The sequence below is a fragment of the Embleya sp. NPDC005971 genome (genome assembly GCF_040629175.1).
In the GTDB taxonomy this organism is placed as follows: domain Bacteria; phylum Actinomycetota; class Actinomycetes; order Streptomycetales; family Streptomycetaceae; genus Embleya.
Map to the genome: position 1 here is coordinate 1 of NZ_JBEXUX010000121.1, position 16,084 is coordinate 16,084.

The 16,084-nt window shown below is 73.1% G+C and carries 13 protein-coding genes and 1 pseudogene; 8 read left to right on the forward strand and 6 right to left on the reverse strand.

Annotated features, from left to right (window positions below):
* Positions 1–1,359 precede the first annotated feature (1,359 nt).
* Together ABZ374_RS46750 and ABZ374_RS46755 are read left to right on the forward strand one after the other, a co-directional pair.
* Positions 1,360–2,169 (forward strand): hypothetical protein, encoded by an 810-nt coding sequence (locus tag ABZ374_RS46750; RefSeq protein ID WP_360324467.1) that lies wholly within the window; start codon positions 1,360–1,362, stop codon positions 2,167–2,169.
* 101 nt (positions 2,170–2,270) lie between these two features.
* Entirely contained in the window at positions 2,271–3,242 is a 972-nt protein-coding gene (locus ABZ374_RS46755; RefSeq protein WP_360324469.1) for an intradiol ring-cleavage dioxygenase, read from the forward strand.
* A 136-nt stretch (positions 3,243–3,378) separates the two neighbouring features.
* Here ABZ374_RS46755 and ABZ374_RS46760 read toward each other — a convergent pair whose 3' ends face one another.
* Positions 3,379–4,242, reverse strand: a complete 864-nt coding sequence (locus ABZ374_RS46760; protein WP_360324471.1) for a pentapeptide repeat-containing protein — start codon at positions 4,240–4,242, stop codon at positions 3,379–3,381.
* A gap of 132 nt (positions 4,243–4,374) precedes the next feature.
* Complete coding sequence (locus ABZ374_RS46765; RefSeq protein WP_360324473.1) at positions 4,375–5,268, reverse strand: LysR family transcriptional regulator; 894 nt, start codon at positions 5,266–5,268, stop codon at positions 4,375–4,377.
* A gap of 165 nt (positions 5,269–5,433) precedes the next feature.
* Between ABZ374_RS46765 and ABZ374_RS46770 the strand changes: the two are divergent.
* Positions 5,434–6,273, forward strand: a pseudogene (locus ABZ374_RS46770) (DMT family transporter); the annotation flags it as partial.
* A 99-nt stretch (positions 6,274–6,372) separates the two neighbouring features.
* On the opposite strand, the gene ABZ374_RS46775 reads toward ABZ374_RS46770, so the two are convergent.
* Genes ABZ374_RS46775 through ABZ374_RS46785 form a run of 3 tightly spaced genes read right to left on the reverse strand, consistent with a single transcriptional unit; the run spans position 6,373 to position 9,520 of the window.
* Positions 6,373–6,864: a copper chaperone PCu(A)C gene (locus ABZ374_RS46775; RefSeq protein ID WP_360324489.1), complete on the reverse strand. Its 492-nt coding sequence runs from the start codon at positions 6,862–6,864 to the stop codon at positions 6,373–6,375.
* The gene (locus ABZ374_RS46780) at positions 6,861–9,203 is read right to left on the reverse strand and encodes a heavy metal translocating P-type ATPase (protein ID WP_360324475.1); all 2,343 of its coding nucleotides are present in this window, start codon (positions 9,201–9,203) and stop codon (positions 6,861–6,863) included. Before ABZ374_RS46780 ends, ABZ374_RS46775 begins: the two co-directional genes overlap by 4 nt.
* Positions 9,200–9,520, reverse strand: coding sequence for a hypothetical protein (locus ABZ374_RS46785; protein ID WP_360324477.1), 321 nt, complete (start codon positions 9,518–9,520; stop codon positions 9,200–9,202). Before ABZ374_RS46785 ends, ABZ374_RS46780 begins: the two co-directional genes overlap by 4 nt.
* A gap of 429 nt (positions 9,521–9,949) precedes the next feature.
* Here ABZ374_RS46785 and ABZ374_RS46790 point away from each other — a divergent pair, with 429 nt between their 5' ends.
* The 3 genes from ABZ374_RS46790 to ABZ374_RS46800 all read left to right on the forward strand — a co-directional run bounded on the left by ABZ374_RS46790 (position 9,950) and on the right by ABZ374_RS46800 (position 12,654).
* Complete coding sequence (locus ABZ374_RS46790) at positions 9,950–10,729, forward strand: hypothetical protein (protein WP_360324479.1); 780 nt, start codon at positions 9,950–9,952, stop codon at positions 10,727–10,729.
* A gap of 542 nt (positions 10,730–11,271) precedes the next feature.
* A complete protein-coding gene (locus ABZ374_RS46795) occupies positions 11,272–11,832 on the forward strand; it encodes a sigma-70 family RNA polymerase sigma factor (protein WP_360324481.1) in 561 nt (186 codons plus the stop codon).
* A 528-nt stretch (positions 11,833–12,360) separates the two neighbouring features.
* On the forward strand, positions 12,361–12,654 hold the full coding sequence (locus tag ABZ374_RS46800; protein WP_360324483.1) for a hypothetical protein: 294 nt from the start codon (positions 12,361–12,363) through the stop codon (positions 12,652–12,654).
* Positions 12,655–12,802: 148 nt separating this feature from the next.
* Here ABZ374_RS46800 and ABZ374_RS46805 read toward each other — a convergent pair whose 3' ends face one another.
* A complete protein-coding gene (locus ABZ374_RS46805; protein ID WP_360324485.1) occupies positions 12,803–13,105 on the reverse strand; it encodes a hypothetical protein in 303 nt (100 codons plus the stop codon).
* Positions 13,106–13,264: 159 nt separating this feature from the next.
* Here ABZ374_RS46805 and ABZ374_RS46810 point away from each other — a divergent pair, with 159 nt between their 5' ends.
* Positions 13,265–13,699, forward strand: coding sequence for a hypothetical protein (locus tag ABZ374_RS46810; protein ID WP_360324487.1), 435 nt, complete (start codon positions 13,265–13,267; stop codon positions 13,697–13,699).
* Positions 13,700–13,866: 167 nt separating this feature from the next.
* Positions 13,867–15,573: a bifunctional 3'-5' exonuclease/DNA polymerase gene (locus ABZ374_RS46815; RefSeq protein ID WP_360324491.1), complete on the forward strand. Its 1,707-nt coding sequence runs from the start codon at positions 13,867–13,869 to the stop codon at positions 15,571–15,573.
* Positions 15,574–16,084 lie beyond the last annotated feature (511 nt).

Sequence of the window (16,084 nt, forward strand, 5' to 3'; positions counted from 1 at the left end):
GTGGGACCGGCTCGATCTCCGCCGATCCACGCCGACCGTTTGGCACAGAGCCACCCGCTGCCGACCAAAACGCGACCGCCGGCCGCAAACGCCCGGCCCACTCGGAAAGGCTCCTCGGCGGACCTGACGAAAGCGCCCTCCCGCTCCGCCGTTGCCGGCGCCTTTCCCGCCGAGCAACGCCCACCTCTCGCCGGGAAACCCAAGGTTCCCGGCCGCCGGTGACTGTGGGACCGGGCTGATCTCCACCAGCCCACGCCGACCGTTTAGCACTGAGCCACCCGCGCCCGCCCCGACCAAGACGCGACCGCCGGCCGCGACCGCCCGACCCACTCGACAAGGCTCCCCGGCGAACCTGACCGGGCCGCCCCATCGGCTCCGCCGTTGCCGGCGCCTTTTCCGGCGAGCAACGCCTGTGTCTCGCCGGTGAGCCCAGGGCTCCTGACCGCTGGCGACCCCGATCTCGACCCCGATCTCGACCCCGACCTCGACCCCGACCTCCACCCCGACCCCGACCCCCACCCTGACCCCGACCCCGACCCCGGGCCCATCTCCACCAGCCCACGCCGACCGTTAGCACTGAGCCTCCCGCCGCCGACCAAGACGCGACCGCCGGCCGCGAACGCCGGGCCCACTCGAAAAGGCTCCCCAACGGACCTGTGACGCAAGCGCCCACCCGCTCCGTCGTTGCCGGCGCCTTTCCCGCCGAGCAACGCTCACCTCTCGCCGGGGAACCCAAGGTTCCCGGCCGCCGGTGACCCCGGGACCGGCTCGATCTCCACCAGCCCACGCCGACCGTTTAGCACTGAGCCACCCGCGCCCAACCCGACCAAGACGCGACCGCCCGCCGCGAACACCCAGCCCACTCGGAAAGGTTCCGCAGTGAACCCGACCGAGTTGCCAACAGTCCGGGGCGGTGTCGCGGGCGGCCGGTTCGGCAGCTTGTGGGTGCGTGATTGCTGTCTTGGTGCGCGGGGTGTGGGTGTTGTGCGCTGGATGGGCGCCGTGTGTGCGCCTCGTGGGTGGAGGTCACGCGGGAGGTTCGTGAGGTAACCGTGGGTGTTGTATGCATGGAGGAAAGGGCTCTGCTGCTGATACCGTTAATCAGAGGGATAAGCGTGCGGCTTTTTCCATAAAGCGCCTTTTTCATCCTCGTGTTCTCGTCGGTCGGGCCGGTCATCTGTGACTTCGGGCCGGGCATCGATGGTTTCCTGGCCGTTTTTCGTGCTTGGGCTTTCCGGTTGTGTTCGGTTTGTGCTCGAATCGTGTACGGCGCCTTCTGTTCGGTCCTTCGGTTCGACGTGCGGTTCGACGTGCGGTTCGGCTTGTGGTTCGAGACATGTGACAGCGGGAGGCGGCTCGATGAGCATTTCCGACGAGGAGCGACGCACGTTCACCGAGTTCGACGCACGCGCGCTGTCGGCTGCGGGCGAGGTCGCCGATTCGCCGGCCGAGGCCCGGGCCTGGATTCGGCTCGTGGGCGCGATGGGACGGGTGTTGTACCCGTTCGAGTGCGCCGGCTCGGCCGGCTCGCAATCGTGTCCGCCGCGCGACTGGGGGGTGGTCGAGACCACGATCGAACTGCGTGTCCGGACCCGGGAGATCCGCATGGCGGTACTGGGGCACGGGGAAGCGGTGCGGCGCGCCTTTCGTGCGCTCGACGCGCCGGCGGACGGCGCCTGGCAGCGGCGGACGGAGGTGCTGATCGCGCTGTCGCTGGCCGCCGGTCAGGCTCGCTTCCTGGGCAATCGGCTGACGTTCCTGCCGAGTTCGGTGTCCCTGCGGCAGACCGCGCTCGCCCAGGCGCTCGGGACGGCGCTGGCGGACAGCGGGCGGGCGTTGGACACGGCGCAGGGGCTGTTGCGCGAGATGTCCGGGGCCGACGGAGAGGTGCGTGCCGTGATCTCCGGTACGGCCGCGTGCGCGGCGGTTACGAGGGCGGTTCGGCTCGCGGCATGCCTGGAGGAGGATGTCCGGGCGCAGGCGGTCGATGCGTCGGGGGTGGACCTGTCCCGGCTCGGCCCGGTCGATCCGGGCCTGCTCGCGAGTGTGATCTGGTCCCGAACGACCGTATGGCCGGCCTGTATCGCGCCGTTGCTGAGGGCCCGGTCGAATCGGGTCGCGGACGGGGTCTACCAGGTGCGGCGGGTGTACGACACGCGGGACGGGTGAGCGGTACGCCGGATCGGGGGCCGATCGGAAACACCCGCCGATCACGGGTGGCCCAGTCGGCTCTCATGAACTCTTCAGGAATGCCCGGCAGGGTCGGCGCCATGACCGACAGCGATGACGACCGGAACCACGATCGGAACCACGACCGGACCGGCGATCCCTTCGACCGCATCGACTTCCCGGGCCGGCGACGGTTCCTGTTCCTCGGCGGCGCGGCGGGACTGGCCCTGGTCGGTTGTACGAACTCCTCGAACTCCTCGAACTCCTCCGGCTCCTCGAACTCCTCCGGCACCTCGAAGAACTCGGCGGCGGGCGCGGCGACTTCCTCGGGCGCCGGGCAATGTGTGCTGACCGCCGACGTCACGCAGGGGCCGTACTACCTCGACAACGCGTTCGTCCGGCAGGACATCACCGAGGGCAAGCCCGGTCTGCCGCTGCGGATTCGACTGACCGTGGCGAGTGTGAACGGGGCGTGTGCGCCCGTTGCCGGCGCGGCGGTGGAGATCTGGCACTGCGATGCGTGGGGCTACTACTCGGGGTTCACCACCGCCGACCCCGGAGGCGGCGTCCCGGCCGAGGGCGCGGACGGCAGCAAGGCCAACGACACCACGTACCTGAGGGGCTATCAGGTGGCGGGCGCGGACGGCGTCGTGGAGTTCGTGACGATTTTTCCCGGTTGGTACGAGCCGCGCGCCGCGCACATCCATGTCAAGGTGCACACCGGCGGCATGAACACGGACGGCATCTACGAGGGCGGCACGGTCGACCACACCGGCCAGATCTTCTTCCCCGACGAGACCGTCGCCGCCGTCCACGCCCGGGCCCCGTACAACCGGCACACCGGCACGCCGAAGAAGCTCGCCGAGGACATGGTCTACGGCCAGGGCGGCGCCAAGGACGGCCTGACCACCCTCACCCCGCTCCGCTCCGGTTCCCCCGGGTCCGGCTACCTGGCCACCCTCACCCTGGGCATCGATCCCACGAAGTCCGCCGCGCAACCCGACGCCCCCGCCACGCAACCCGACGCCCCCGCCACCCAACCCCCAAGCGCCCCGCCGCTCGCTCGGTCGTGAGCCGGTCGGATCTCCCGGGACCCGGTCGGGACCTGGTCGGAACTCGCTCTGGAACTCGGGCGGATCTCGCCCGAAACTCGCCCGGATCTCGCCCGAAACTCGCCTCGATCTCACCCGAAACTCGCCCGTGCCCCCATCACGTCCCCCAGTGACCAGGCCGCGTAAAGGCCGCGGGAAGGGTCGTGCGCAGGTCGCCCTTGGCGGCGTCGAGTTGCGACTGGACGAGGTAGAGGGCGTCGCTGAGGTCCGCACCGCGCAGGTCCGCGTCGCGGAAGTCGGCGCCGATCACGTCGGCGAATCGCAGGTCCGCGGTACGCAGGTCGGCGCCGATCAGGTACGCCCCGCGCAGGTTCGCGCCGCGCAGGTCGGCCCCCTTGAGCCGGGCGCCGATCAGGTCCGCGCCTCGGCGGTCCTTCTTCTTGCCCGGAACGCCCGCCCGGACCAGTTCGCTCGCCCGCAGCAGCAGCGGGTTGAGCTGGTGCCGCAGCGCCCCGACGTCGATCCGGAGCAGCTCGGCCGGCTCGCCGAGGGTGAGTCGCTCGGTGTCCCGGTAGGCGACGCGCAGTTGATCGTGGACCGGGCGGGCCGCGGCCAGGCACTGCGCCTCGTGCAGGTAGCGGAGCAGTTCGTGCAGGTCCCGCATGATCGGGAAGACCCGGAACATCTGCTTCGCGGTGTGTGGCGCCCGGCGCCAGTCCTGCCCCGCGTAGGTGACCTGGGCGACCTTTTGTCCCGCGCCGAAGCAGTCGTAGACCGTGCACCCCGAGAAGCCGATGTCCCGCAGCCGCGTGTGCACGCCGCAGCCGAAGTCGTCCGAGCGCAGATTGGGGCAGGCGCGCCCGGCGGGCTTGTCGATGGCGAAGTCCGCCGAGGCGGCGAAGGCGGGGGCGACGCAGCACAGCGCGAAGCAGTTCGCGCAGTCGGCGCGGAGACCGTCGGCTCGTTGTTCGACGAGGTCCGGGGCCCCGCCGGGTAGGGCGGGTTCGCGCTGGTCGGACACGGTGTGGGGACTCCTGCCGGGTCGGGGATGCCGCGGGCCGCGGCTGGGGACGACTGCCCATTGTTCCCGATCGGCTTTCGATCCATCGGCGGGCCGTCGGGTGGGATCAGTGGGTGCGACCGCCGGGTGGCGTCAGTGGGCCGCGGCGTCGCGCAGGCCGGCGAGGAAGGCGCGGAGCGCGGGTTGCGGCGGGGCCGAGGTGCGGACCGCCGCGTAGACCCGGCGGGTCGGCTCGGGGTTGCGGATCCGGCGGACGACGGTGGTCGGCCGGGGGCCGTCCAGGGCCGATTCGGGGATCAGCGCGACGCCCAGACCGGCGGCGGCGAAGCCCTGGGCGGTCGCGTAGTCCTGGCTGTCCACCACGAATCGCGGCCCGAAGCCCGCCGCGGCGCAGGCTTCCAGGAGTACGTCCCGGCACGGGCCCTCGGACTCGCTCGCGACCCATGGTTCGTCGGCCAGGTCGACCAGGTCGAGTACTCGCTTGGCGGCCAGTCGATGGCCGCGCGGGAGTACGGCGCGATAGCGCACGTCGAGCAGGTGCTCCAGACGCAGGCCGTCGACGGGCGGCCGGTCGTCGGGCCGGACCACCAGCGCCACATCGGCCCGACCCTCGCGCACCGGCGTCAGCGGGTGGCGCGGGTCGGACAACTCCAACCGGACCTCGACACCGGGGAGTTCGCGGCGCAGCGCGGCCAGCGCGGGGGCCACCAGGACGGCGCCGGCGGTGGCGAAGTAGTGGATCGTCAGCCGCCCGCTGCGGCCGGTGCGCAGGTCGGCCAGCGCGGTCTCGGCCGCGGCCAGATGGTCGCCGATCAGCGCCGCGTACTCGGTGAGCAGGCGGCCGGCCTCGGTGGGTCGTACGCCTCGACCGACGCGTTCGAGCAGCGCGATCCCGGCTTCCTTCTCCAGGGCGGCGACCTGCTGACTCACGGCGGAGGGCGTATATCCCAGGCTCCGCGCGGCGGCGGTGACCGAGCCGCCGGTGACCACCGCCCGGAGTACCTGCATGCGTCGCACATCAAGCATGTCGGCAAGCTTAATGTGTAGGAGCACTTAAGTGTTTGTGCAGAATGTTTCGCTTGTCTTAAGGATCGGGGTGCGACAAGGTGAAAGCCAATCCCGAATTCCTGCCCAGGCGACCCGTACCGGAGGCGAATCGTGCTCGGTGGATCACGTGCGACGGCGGTGCGGATGGCGGTACTGGCCCTGTTGTGGGGATCGGGCTTCCTGTGGATCAAGGTCGCCCTGAACGGCGGCCTGGCCCCGCTGCACATCACCGTCGTGCGCTGCGTCCTGGGCGCCGCCGCCCTGCTGGTCCTGGCCCGCGCCGCGGGTGAGCGGCTCCCGCGCGAGCGCCGGGTGTGGGGTCATCTGGTGGTGGCCGCGCTGTTCTGCAACGCGGTGCCGTTCTTTCTCTTCGCGGTCGGCGAGCAGACGGTGGATTCCGGAGTCGCGGGCGTGTTGAACGCCACGACGCCGCTGTGGTCCCTGGCCATCGGGATCGTGTCGGGCACCGAACGTGCGCTGTACCCGCTGCGGTTGCTCGGTCTGGGGCTGGGCTTCGGGGGGACGTTGCTGATCTTCGCGCCCTGGCAGCACGGCGGGTCGGCCGGTTGGGGTGCGGCGGCCCTGCTCGGCGCGGCGGTCGGCTACGCGGTCGCGTTCGCCTACATGGCCCGGTATCTGATCGGCCGCGGCGGTGCGCCGCTCGCGCTGTCCGCGGCCCAGTTGTTGTGCGCGACCGGGTTGACCGCACTCGCGTTGCCGCTCGGGCCCACCGATCCGGGTGCGCCGACCGTCACCGGGGTGCTGGCCGTCGTGGTCCTGGGCATCCTGGGCACCGGCGTCACCTTCCACCTGAACTCGCGGCTGATCGCCGACGAGGGGCCGACGGCCGCGGCCACGGTCGGCTATCTGTTGCCGGTGGTCTCGGTGACACTGGGCGCGCTCGTGCTGGACGAGGCGCTGAGCGTGCGGGTGGTGGCGGGCATGGTCGTGGTGCTGGTGGGTGTCGGGCTGACCCGGGCGCGGGGGCGGACCCCGGCGCCCGAGGTCGCGCCCGGCTCCGCGACCGCCGGCCCCGCGACCGCCGGCCCCGCCCGGGCGGAGGAGGGGCCGGTCGCGGCGGTGTCAGGTCGCCTTGGCCGGCGTCCAGGTGCCGGGGCGGACGACGACGGCCGTGGTGTGGATCGGGGGGCTGTGTCGGAAGCGGAGGGTGAAGGGGACGATCTGGCCCGGGGTGAGCTTCGGGGGCGCGCCGAGCATGATGTTGGCGCCGCTCGCGGTCATGCCCAGGAGGCCGTTGGCCGGGATCGGCAGGGACGCGGTCATCCACATCCGGCCGGCGTAGCCGGTGTACGTGTGGAAGCTGAATCCCGCGTCGGGGGTGATCGGTGTGCTGACCGAGACGAGTTCGTCGTTGGCGGCGCCGGAGTTGCGGATGGTGAAGTACGCGGAGGTCGCGTCGGCGTTGGTGGCCAGGTGCACGCGGCCGTCGCTGATCGAGAGCTCGGGGGCGCTGCCGGCTCGGCCGCCGGCCGTCCAGGCGGTGAGCAGGGTCAGCGCGAGGGCGGCCGCGACGAGGGGGCCCGCGACGGTCTTGAGCAGGGCGAGGGGTTTCACGTCGGGTCCTGATTCGCGTCGTCGGGGCGGCGGTCGGGGCGGGGCCCGGGGGCGGGGTCGGCTTCGGTGCGCCGTTCGGGGCGGAAGCGGGTCAGGCGCAGGCTGTTGGTCACCACCGCCAGCGAGCTGACCGACATCGCCGCGGCGGCCAGCATCGGATTGAGCAGGCCGGTCACCGCGACCGGGATCAGCAGCACGTTGTAGCCGAACGCCCAGCCGAGATTGGCCCGGATCGTGCCGGTCGTGCGCCGGGACAGCCGGATCGCGTCGGCGAGCGCGGTCAGGTCGTCGCCGACCAGGGTGACGTCCGCCGCGCCGATCGCCGCGGCCGTACCGCCGCCCATGCCGATGCCCAGGTCCGCCTCGCCCAGCGCGATGGTGTCGTTGATGCCGTCGCCGACCACCGCGATCGCCCGGCCGGGCTGGTCCCGGCGCAGGCCCCGGACCAGTTCGGCCTTGTCGTGCGGGTCCAACTCGCTGAGCACCTCGTCGATGCCCACCGCGTCGGCGATCGCGCGGGCCGGCCCCGGGCGGTCGCCGGTGGCCAGGATCACCGTGATGCCGAGCCGGTCCAGGGCCCGGATCGCGCCGGCCGCCTCCGGCCGCACCGAGTCGCCCAGGACCAACACCCCAGCGGGGGTGCCGTTCACGGTGGCGAGCACGGCGGTGTCCCCGGCCGCGTCCGCCTCGGCCAGCGCCGCCCGCAGATTCGCCGGCAACGCCGTCACGTCCTCGGCGCCCGGCCGCAACACCGCCACCCGCGACCCCTCGACCAGGCCGCGTACGCCGGTGCCCGGTTCGGCGGTGAAGTCGGCCACCGGCGGCAACGTACCGAAGCGCTCGGTCGCGGCCCGGGCCACGGCCCGACCGATCGGATGCCCGGACCCGGCCTCGACCGCGCCGACCAGGGACAACAGTTCGCCCGGAGCCACGCCCGGGGCCGGCTCGTGGCGCAGCAGGCTCATCCCGCCCGTGGTCAGCGTGCCGGTCTTGTCCACCACGATGGTGCCGACCCGGCGCAGCCGCTCCAGGCCGGCGGGTTCGCGGATCAGGACGCCCATCCGGGCCCCGCGGCCGGTCGCGGCCAGGATCGCGGTGGGCGTGGCCAGGCCCAGCGCGCACGGGCAGGCGACCACCAACACGGCCATCGTCGCCGCGGCGGCGGCCTGCGGAGCGCCGCCCGCGCCGAGCCAGAAGCCCAGTACGGTCACCGCCGTCGCCAGCACGGACGGCACGAACACGCCCGCGATGCGATCGGCCAGGCGCTGCGCGCCGGTCTTGCCGGCCTGGGCCTCCTCGACCGCGGCGGTGATCCGGGCGAGCCGGGTGTCCGCGCCGACCGCCGTGGCCCGGGCGGTGAATCGGCCGCCCTCGTTGACGCTCCCGCCGGGCACCGGGTCCGTCGGGCCGACCTCCATCGGCCGGCTCTCCCCGGTCAGATGGGACACGTCCAACGCGGAGCGGCCCTCGACCACGACCCCGTCCGCCGGCACCCGGTCGCCCGGGCGGACCACGAACACCTGACCGACCGTCAAGGACGCGGTCGGCACGGTCACCTCGACCTCCTTCCCGGCCCGCCCCGGGTGCAGCACGGCGGCCTCGTCCGGGACCAACGTGGCCAACTCCCGTACCGCCGATCCGGTGCGCCGTCGGGCCCGTTCCTCCAACCGGCGGCCGAACAGGACGAACAGTGGTACGGCGACCGCCACTTCGAGATACGAGTGCGCCTCGGTGCCGGCCTCGGCACCGGGCGCGCCGGTCGCGGACGGGAGCAGGTCGAACGCCATCCGCATCCCGGGCTCGCCCGCGCCGCCCACGAACAGGGCGTACAGCGACCAGCCGAACGCGGCGAGCACACCCAGGCTGACCAGGGTGTCCATGGTCGCGGTCGCGTAGCGCAGCCCGTGCAGGGCCTGCCGGTGGAAGGGCCACGCGCCCCAGGTCGCCACCGGCGCGGCCAACATCAGGCACAACCACTGCCAGTTGGTGAACTGCCAGGCGGGCACCATGGACAACACCAGGACCGGGATCGCGAGCGCGGCGGTCAGCAGCAGGTCGCGCCGGCCGTGGTCCACCTGCTCGACGCCGGCCGGTCCGGTCGCGGCGGGCGTCGCCGTGATCAGGGTCGCCGAGAAGCCGGCTTCGGTGACCGCCGCCAGCAGGTCCACCACGGGCAGCGACGCGGGATGCACCACCCGGGCCCGGCCGGTGGCCAGATTGACCGTCGCGCTGACCCCGTCCAACCGGGCGAGCCGACGTTCGACCCGATTCACGCAGGCGCCGCAGGTCATCCCGGAGACGGTGACGTCGGTGGTGAGCAGGGCTGCGGAGGTGGTCACAGGGCACCTCCGGCGAGCGCGGGTGTGGTGGGTGTGCCGAGGCCCATCCGGCTGTGTCCGCCGCCACCTTCCTCGCCCATCGGTACCGGGGCTTGAGGCGGTCCGGGCCGGTGCAGATCGGGCGCCACCGGTCCGGCCTGGCGCCCGGCCGCGAACGCGACGACGAACAGCAGCACGAGCAGGCCGAGGAAGGCGAGCACGGTACGGGATGCGGGGGTCGACCGGGTCGACCCGGCGGCGGTGCGCGCGGCGGCGGTGCGCAACGACAGGGGCCAGGGGCGGTTCCGGGCGTCGGGTCCGCCGGCGAACACGGGCATGAATCGGGCTCCAGGGGTCGAACGGGGGACGAGACTGCACGGGACGGGGCTGTGGTGGGGCGGGGGCTGTTGTGGCCGGAGGCGTGTGCGGGTGCCCTGGCCGCGAGCACGAGCACGAGCACGAGCACGAGCATCGGCACGGCCACGAGCACGAGGAAGGGCGCGGAGACGGGCACGAGCATCCCGGTAGTCGGTCGGCGATGATCTCCGGTTCCCCGGGCGGTCGTGATTCCCGCGCGAGGCGGGAAGTCGACCAATATTGCCATGAATTGTTCATGTTTCTGATGAGATGCCGGCAATCGAGTTCGGAACGCCCCTCTTTCGTAGGTGCGTTCGGGTGTGGTTCGGGAAGGCTTCGGGAGGAGTTCGGTAACCGGCCGGGCACCCGAGGGTTCGGGTGGGTCCGGCGGATGGGAACATGACGTCACCATGCCTGCCCGGTCCGTGCTTCGAGCCGTTCGCGCCGCGATGTTCGCGGTGATCTGCGTGCTGCTCGCGTTGTTCGGGCACACGCTCATGTCCGACGCGCCGGTCCACTGGGCCGCGCCCGTCGGCGCCGGCGTCGGGATCGGCGTCCTCGCCTGGGCCGTGGCCGATCGTGAGCGCGGCCTCGGCGTGATCACCGGTGCGGTACTGGCCGCCCAGGCCGGCCTGCACACCTTGTTCACGCTGGCCCGCCAACCGGTTCCCGAACCGACCGGCGCGGCCCGCTTTCGCGATCAGTGGCTTCAGGTCCTGCTGTGCACCGACGACCGACCCGGCGATGCGCCGACCCGGTCGGTCACCGAACTCCTGATCCGGATGCGCCTGGACCCGAACCTGGCCGGCGGCTCACCGGAGGCGGCCGGCTTCGGTCGACCGCCGTCCGGCGGGCATCACGTGGCCGGCGCGGGTGGGATGAACCACGACGGCGCGGTGATGGCGGTCATGGGCCAGGGCCCCGGCGGCATGTTCGCCGCGCACGTGCTCGCCGCGCTCGGCTGCGGCCTGTGGCTGCGGCACGGCGAGAAGGCCGTCTTCCGACTGCTGCGCGTGCTCGCCACGATGGCGGGCACGGTGGTACTCGCCCTGGTCGGCGCCTGGTCGGCGCCGGTCGCCACCCGACTGCCGGGGATGCCCCGTGCCCGCGATCGCGGCGAACGGGCCATCGCGAAATGGGTCTGCCGCCCGCTGCCGGGCCGCGGGCCGCCCGCCGCGCTGTTCGCCTGAGCCGTCCACCCGACCCGCGTGTGCCTTCCGGCCGTGCTTTCCGCCGCCGCGCCACGTGTACGCGCGTCGCGCCCGTGAGCGTGTGCCCGTGCCCCGGCCCACGTTCGCGCTGAACTCGCGCGACCGAGCACACCGCAGGCCGTAACGCCGACCCGGTACGCATCCGCGTCGCCGTCGGTGGACCCGGGCGTACCCGCCACCCGAGGAGCGCCCAGCGCACCGACTCGCCCGTCGCCGTGTCCGAATCCGACACCGGTGCCGAGCGGAACGGGCGCGCGCCGAGGCGCCGTCGGGTGATTCGCGCACCGCCGTCGAGACCGCGCCCCGCGCTCGGCTCCGGCGGGCGTCCCGCCCACCAGCTCGGCATCGATCCGCCCCGGGCCGATCGATCGCCGCCCGCATGACGAGGACGTAAAACGTGACTTCCTGGCACCTTCTCGACCACCCGGCGCGCCGGGCCGACCATCCGCCGGCGGGGTCGGCGGACCGGCCCGCGAGAGCCGACGCACCGACGTACCCCGTCCAGGGTGTGGGGGTATCCGGTGCATGACCTCGACCTGACCGCCCGGGCCCTGGCGGGCGCGGCCGGCGACCCGGACGCCGTGGACGACTTCGTCCGGGGCACGCATCGCGACGTGTGGCGCTTCGTCGCGTATCTGACCGACGTACAGAGCGCGGACGACCTCACCCAGGAGACGTATCTGCGGGCCTGGACGGCCCTGCCGCGGTTCACCGGGGCGTCCTCGGTCCGCACCTGGCTGCTGTCCATCGCCCGACGTACCGTCGTTGACCGCTATCGCGCGGCGGCGGCCCGACCGCGCACCGCCTCGGTCGAGGACTGGGTCGAGGTCGCCGAGCGCCGCCAGGACATCTCCCGTCCCGGCTTCGAGGAGGGGCTGGCCCTGGACGACCTGTTCGGGGCGCTGCAGCCGGCGCGCCGCGAGGCGTTCGTGCTGACCCAGGTCCTGGACTTCGGCTATGCCGAGGCCGCGACCATTGCGGGCTGCCCGATCGGCACGGTCCGCTCCCGCGTGGCCAGGGCCCGAAGCGACCTGATCACCCTCCTCCGCGACGCCGAGTCCGCCGCCCACCAACCGACCTGAGATCGCCCGTACCCGCGTCCACACTCGTACCCGTACCCGTACCCGTACTCGCGTCCGGCTCGGGCGAGGTCCACAACCCTCGCCCGAGTCGAGGCGGTGTTCGGCCCGAGCCCCGACGACGAAACGACGCTGCGGTGCCGCGGTGCTGTGGTGCGAGCATGTCCGGCGTCGGCCGCAACGGGATCGTGCACAATGCGAATCGACGCGTTTCGAGGCGTTTTGGCACAGGTCCGCGCCTACCTGCGTCGGGTCGTCCCGCCGGGCCCGAGAGGAGCGATCCGCTTGGATGGCTCGGGTGCCGGAGGTTGCAGGTGGGCGAGCGTGACGTGGCTGCCACATGTCACGAGTGCTCTCGCGCGTCCGGCCATGGAAGGTGCGGCGGCCCGTGCGTCGAGCGAGCGGGGGCTGCCGACCGACTGCCATCGAATGTTCGTGTGGGACTCGGGTCGGGAGTTGTCCGTCCGGGATCTGCCGCGGGGCCGAGCCGCTTTCCTCGGTGGAGTCGAGGATGGCGTCAACACGTACCGGGTGCTGCTCGACAGCGGCGAAGTATGGATGCTTCACGACTACGAGCGCGACGCGGGCCGGCGGTACCGGCTCGTCGACTCCTCGGTGTCGGGACTGCGGCGCGTCCCGAGGACCCGGGAGGGCTTCGTCCACTCGGGAAAGCGCGAAGCCGACGACGACCACGACGACTACGTCGAAGACGTGATCGAGCAGGCCCGGCAGGGCGATCCGGCCATGTCCGAAGACGAGGACTCGTGGCGGTCGCGCGTCTTCGAGGAAGTCGAGCTTGGCGTGCTCGGTCCCGAGGAGGCGTAGGCGACGACTTCGCGGTCATGGACGCGGCCGGGACCGCTCACCGGACCTGCTCCGGTTCGGGCCCGGCCGAGAGCCGCGCGACGGTGACCGGGACCCGCCGTGATTCGGGTCCGAGCCTGGTGGCCGTGGTTTGCGCGGCGGTGGACGGTTACGCCTTGCGGTCGGCGAGGGAGTAGGAGGCGGTGGCGACGGTGGCGGCCACGGTGAGTACCGAGGGCCAGGCGCCGATCTTCTTCGCGAGCGGGTGCGAGGCGCCGAAGGCGATCGTGTACAGGCCGGTCAGCGCGGCGGCGGTGGGTGTCCCGGCCTGCTCGTGCCAACCCTTGGCGGCGAACACACCGGCTGCGGCGAGTACCGCGCCGCCCAGCGGGCGCTTCTTCGTGTAGCGGGCGACGGCGTAGCCGCCGACCAGACCGCCGGCGGCGACGGCGGCGGTGGGGATACGGGCCATGGGAAACGCTCCTCGAATCGACGTGCGAACCTCGTGCGATCGACCCACCACGGGGGCGACCCGGCGCGCGGCCCGACCGGCACCCCACGAACCTAACGCCCCCGAATCCGCCGGCATCCACGCCCCCCACCGACACCGAGCGCTCGCCGAGATCGGCGCGTGCGGGCATCCGACGTGATGCGATCGCCATCCGCGCCATCCGCGCTCGCCGCGCCATCCGCGCTCGCCGCGCCATCCGCGCTCGCCGCGCCATCCGCGCCATCCGCGCTATCCGCGCCATCCGCGCTATCCGCGCCATCCGCGCTATCCGCGCTTGCCGCGCTATCCGCGCTTGCCGCGCTATCCGCGCTTGCCGCGCTATCCGCGCTTGCCGCGCTATCCGCGCTTGCCGCGCTTGCCGCGCTTGCCGCGCTATCCGCGCTTGCCGCGCTATCCGCGCTTGCCGCGCTATCCGCGCTTGCCGCGCTATCCGCGCTTGCCGCGCTCGCCGCGCTCGCCGCGCTCGGTGCCGGCGCGCCGTGTCGTTTGCTCGTGTCGCCCATCCCGTGTCGGCCCGTGTGGGTGCCTGCCGGGCCGGGGCGGCGGTGGTGGTGAGGTCGGGGTGTCGGGGTGGGTGGGTAGGGTTCGGCGGTTGGGGGTCTGTCGGTTGTGGGGGATTCGTCCCCGGTGGACGTGTGTGGGAGGAGGGCGGTTGTGGAGCGGTTCGGGTGTGGTGTGGCGGCCGGCGGCATGTGGTGACGGCGGGCGTGGCTCGGGTTGCGATGGCGCCCGACGCGTACGGGCACGGGGGTCGGCTGCAGCCGTTGCGTGACGACGGTGTGCCCGTGGGGCCGGCCACGCAGGTCGGCGATCTGGTCGCGGCGATCGCCGATTTCGAGGCCGCGCCGGTGCCGCCGAGGTGGGTATGGGCCTCGGCGGAGAGTGCGTATGCGCCGCTGTTGCCCACCCGGGTCGCGCGCTGTCACGACCTCGCGCTGGTCGAGTCGTTGTTGCTCGCGCACGAGGGCCGGTTCGGCGAGCCGCGTTCGCTCGGCGCGGCCTGGGCCCGGCTGAAGGGCCTGCCCGTACCGGACGACCTGCCGATCGGCGTCGCCGACGCGCAGGACAGCCTGTTCGTCCCCGACCGGCAACGGCTGCCCGCCGGCGCCGACACGCTCGATGCCGTGGTCGCGGTGCACGCCGACCAGTTGCGGCGGATCGAGGCGATCGAGGATCCGGCCCGCCGTTCGCGATTCCGGCTGCTGGTCGCCGCCGAGTCGGCGGGTGGTCTGGTCGCGGCCGAGATGGCCGCCGACGGTCTGCCCTGGCGGGTCGAGGTGCACGACGCGCTGCTCACCGAGCTGCTCGGCGCGCGTCCCCGGGTGTCCGGCGCACCGCCGCAACGACTCGCCGACCTGGCCGAGCAGTTGCGCGCGGCGCTCGGTGGGCGCGCGTTCAACCCGGATTCGCACACCCAGGTGATCAAGGCATTCGCCGACCAGGGCATCCGACTCACCTCGACCCGCACGTGGTACCTGCGCGACCTCGGTCATCCGGCCGCCGACCTGCTGATCAAGTACAAGGAACTCGCCCGCCTGCACGCCGCGCACGGGTGGGCCTGGCAGGACACCTGGGTGCGGGCCGGCCGATTCCGCCCCGAATACGTGGTCGGCGGCGTGGTCACCGGCCGCTGGGCCGGACGCGGCGGTGGCGCGTTGCAGATTCCCCGGGTGCTGCGCGGTGCGGTCGTGGCCGATCCGGGTTGGCGGCTGGTGGTCGCCGACGCGGCCCAGCTCGAACCGCGCATCCTGGCCGCGATGTCCCAGGACGCCGGCCTGGCCCGCTCGGCCGCCGCCGGCGATCTGTACGAGGCGCTGGCCAAGGCCGCCTTCCAGGGCGACCGGGCCAAGGCCAAGCTCGGCCTGCTGGGCGCGATGTACGGGCAGACCAGCGGCGACATCGGGCCGCTGCTGGCCACGCTGCGTCGGCAGTACCCGGACGCGATGGGCTACGTCGAGGCGGCGGCCCGCACCGGCGAGGAGGGCGGCATCGTGCGCTCGCGGCTGGGCCGGACCTGCCCGCCGCCCTCCTCCGAATGGCTCGACCTGGCCGAGGGCGGCACGAGCGAACCGGCCGGGGAACGCGGCGAGCGGGGCGGCGACGACGCCGGGGCCCGCTCGGCCCGCGCCCGAGGCCGGTTCACCCGCAACTTCGTCATCCAGGCGAGTGCGGCGGACTGGGCCCTGGCCCTGCTCGCCGCGCTGCGGCGCCGACTGACCGCGTACGACGCGGCGCCGTCGGGGCGTCCGCACCTGGTCTTCTTCCAACACGACGAGATCATCGTGCACAGCCCGGCCGACCTCACCGACGCGGTGGCCGCCGCGATCGTCGAGGCCGCAGCCGAGGCCCGGGCGTTGGTGTTCGGCGATACCCCGGTGTTGTTGCCGCTGCTGCCGGCGGTGGTGAACACATACGCGGAGGCCAAGTAGGAAGGCGTTCCACGGCCCGGCGCGGGCAGCCCGGCTTTTGGCCGGCCGAGCGCGCCGTCACCGGCCGATGGGTTGGCGCGAGCGGCGCTCGGGTCGCGGGGCCGGGGGCTTCGGTGGGCTCCCGGCGCCACGGCGGCCGGTGGCGGATCGCCCGCACTCGGCCGCGCGAGCGCGCACGCGAACTCCCCTTGGTCGGGTCGGGCGCGGGTGGCTTTGTGCTAAACGGTCGGCGTGGACCGGCGGAGATGGGCCCGGTCCCGGGGTCACCGGCGGCCGGGAGCCCTGGACTCCCCGGCGAGATGTGGGTGTTGCTCGGCGGGAAAGGCGCCGGCAACGGCGGAGTGGGAGGGCGGCTCGGTGAGGTCCGCCGGGGAGCCTTTTCGAGTGGGTCGGGCGTGCGCAGCCGGTGGTCGCGTCTTGGTCGGGTCGGGCGCGGGTGGCTTTGTGCTAAACGGTCGGCGTGGGCTGGTGGAGATCGACCCGGTCCCGGGGTCACCGGCGGCCGGGAGCC

Excerpts from the sequence above, each read along its gene's own strand:
- ABZ374_RS46750 (WP_360324467.1), top strand. The coding sequence starts at position 1,360 with ATGAGCATTTCCGACGAGGAGCGACGCACGTTCACCGAGTTCGACGCA.
- ABZ374_RS46755 (WP_360324469.1), top strand. The coding sequence starts at position 2,271 with ATGACCGACAGCGATGACGACCGGAACCACGATCGGAACCACGACCGG.
- ABZ374_RS46765 (WP_360324473.1), bottom strand. The coding sequence starts at position 5,268 with ATGCTTGATGTGCGACGCATGCAGGTACTCCGGGCGGTGGTCACCGGC.
- ABZ374_RS46785 (WP_360324477.1), bottom strand. The coding sequence starts at position 9,520 with ATGCCCGTGTTCGCCGGCGGACCCGACGCCCGGAACCGCCCCTGGCCC.
- ABZ374_RS46790 (WP_360324479.1), top strand. The coding sequence starts at position 9,950 with ATGCCTGCCCGGTCCGTGCTTCGAGCCGTTCGCGCCGCGATGTTCGCG.
- ABZ374_RS46805 (WP_360324485.1), bottom strand. The coding sequence starts at position 13,105 with ATGGCCCGTATCCCCACCGCCGCCGTCGCCGCCGGCGGTCTGGTCGGC.
- ABZ374_RS46815 (WP_360324491.1), top strand. The coding sequence starts at position 13,867 with ATGGCGCCCGACGCGTACGGGCACGGGGGTCGGCTGCAGCCGTTGCGT.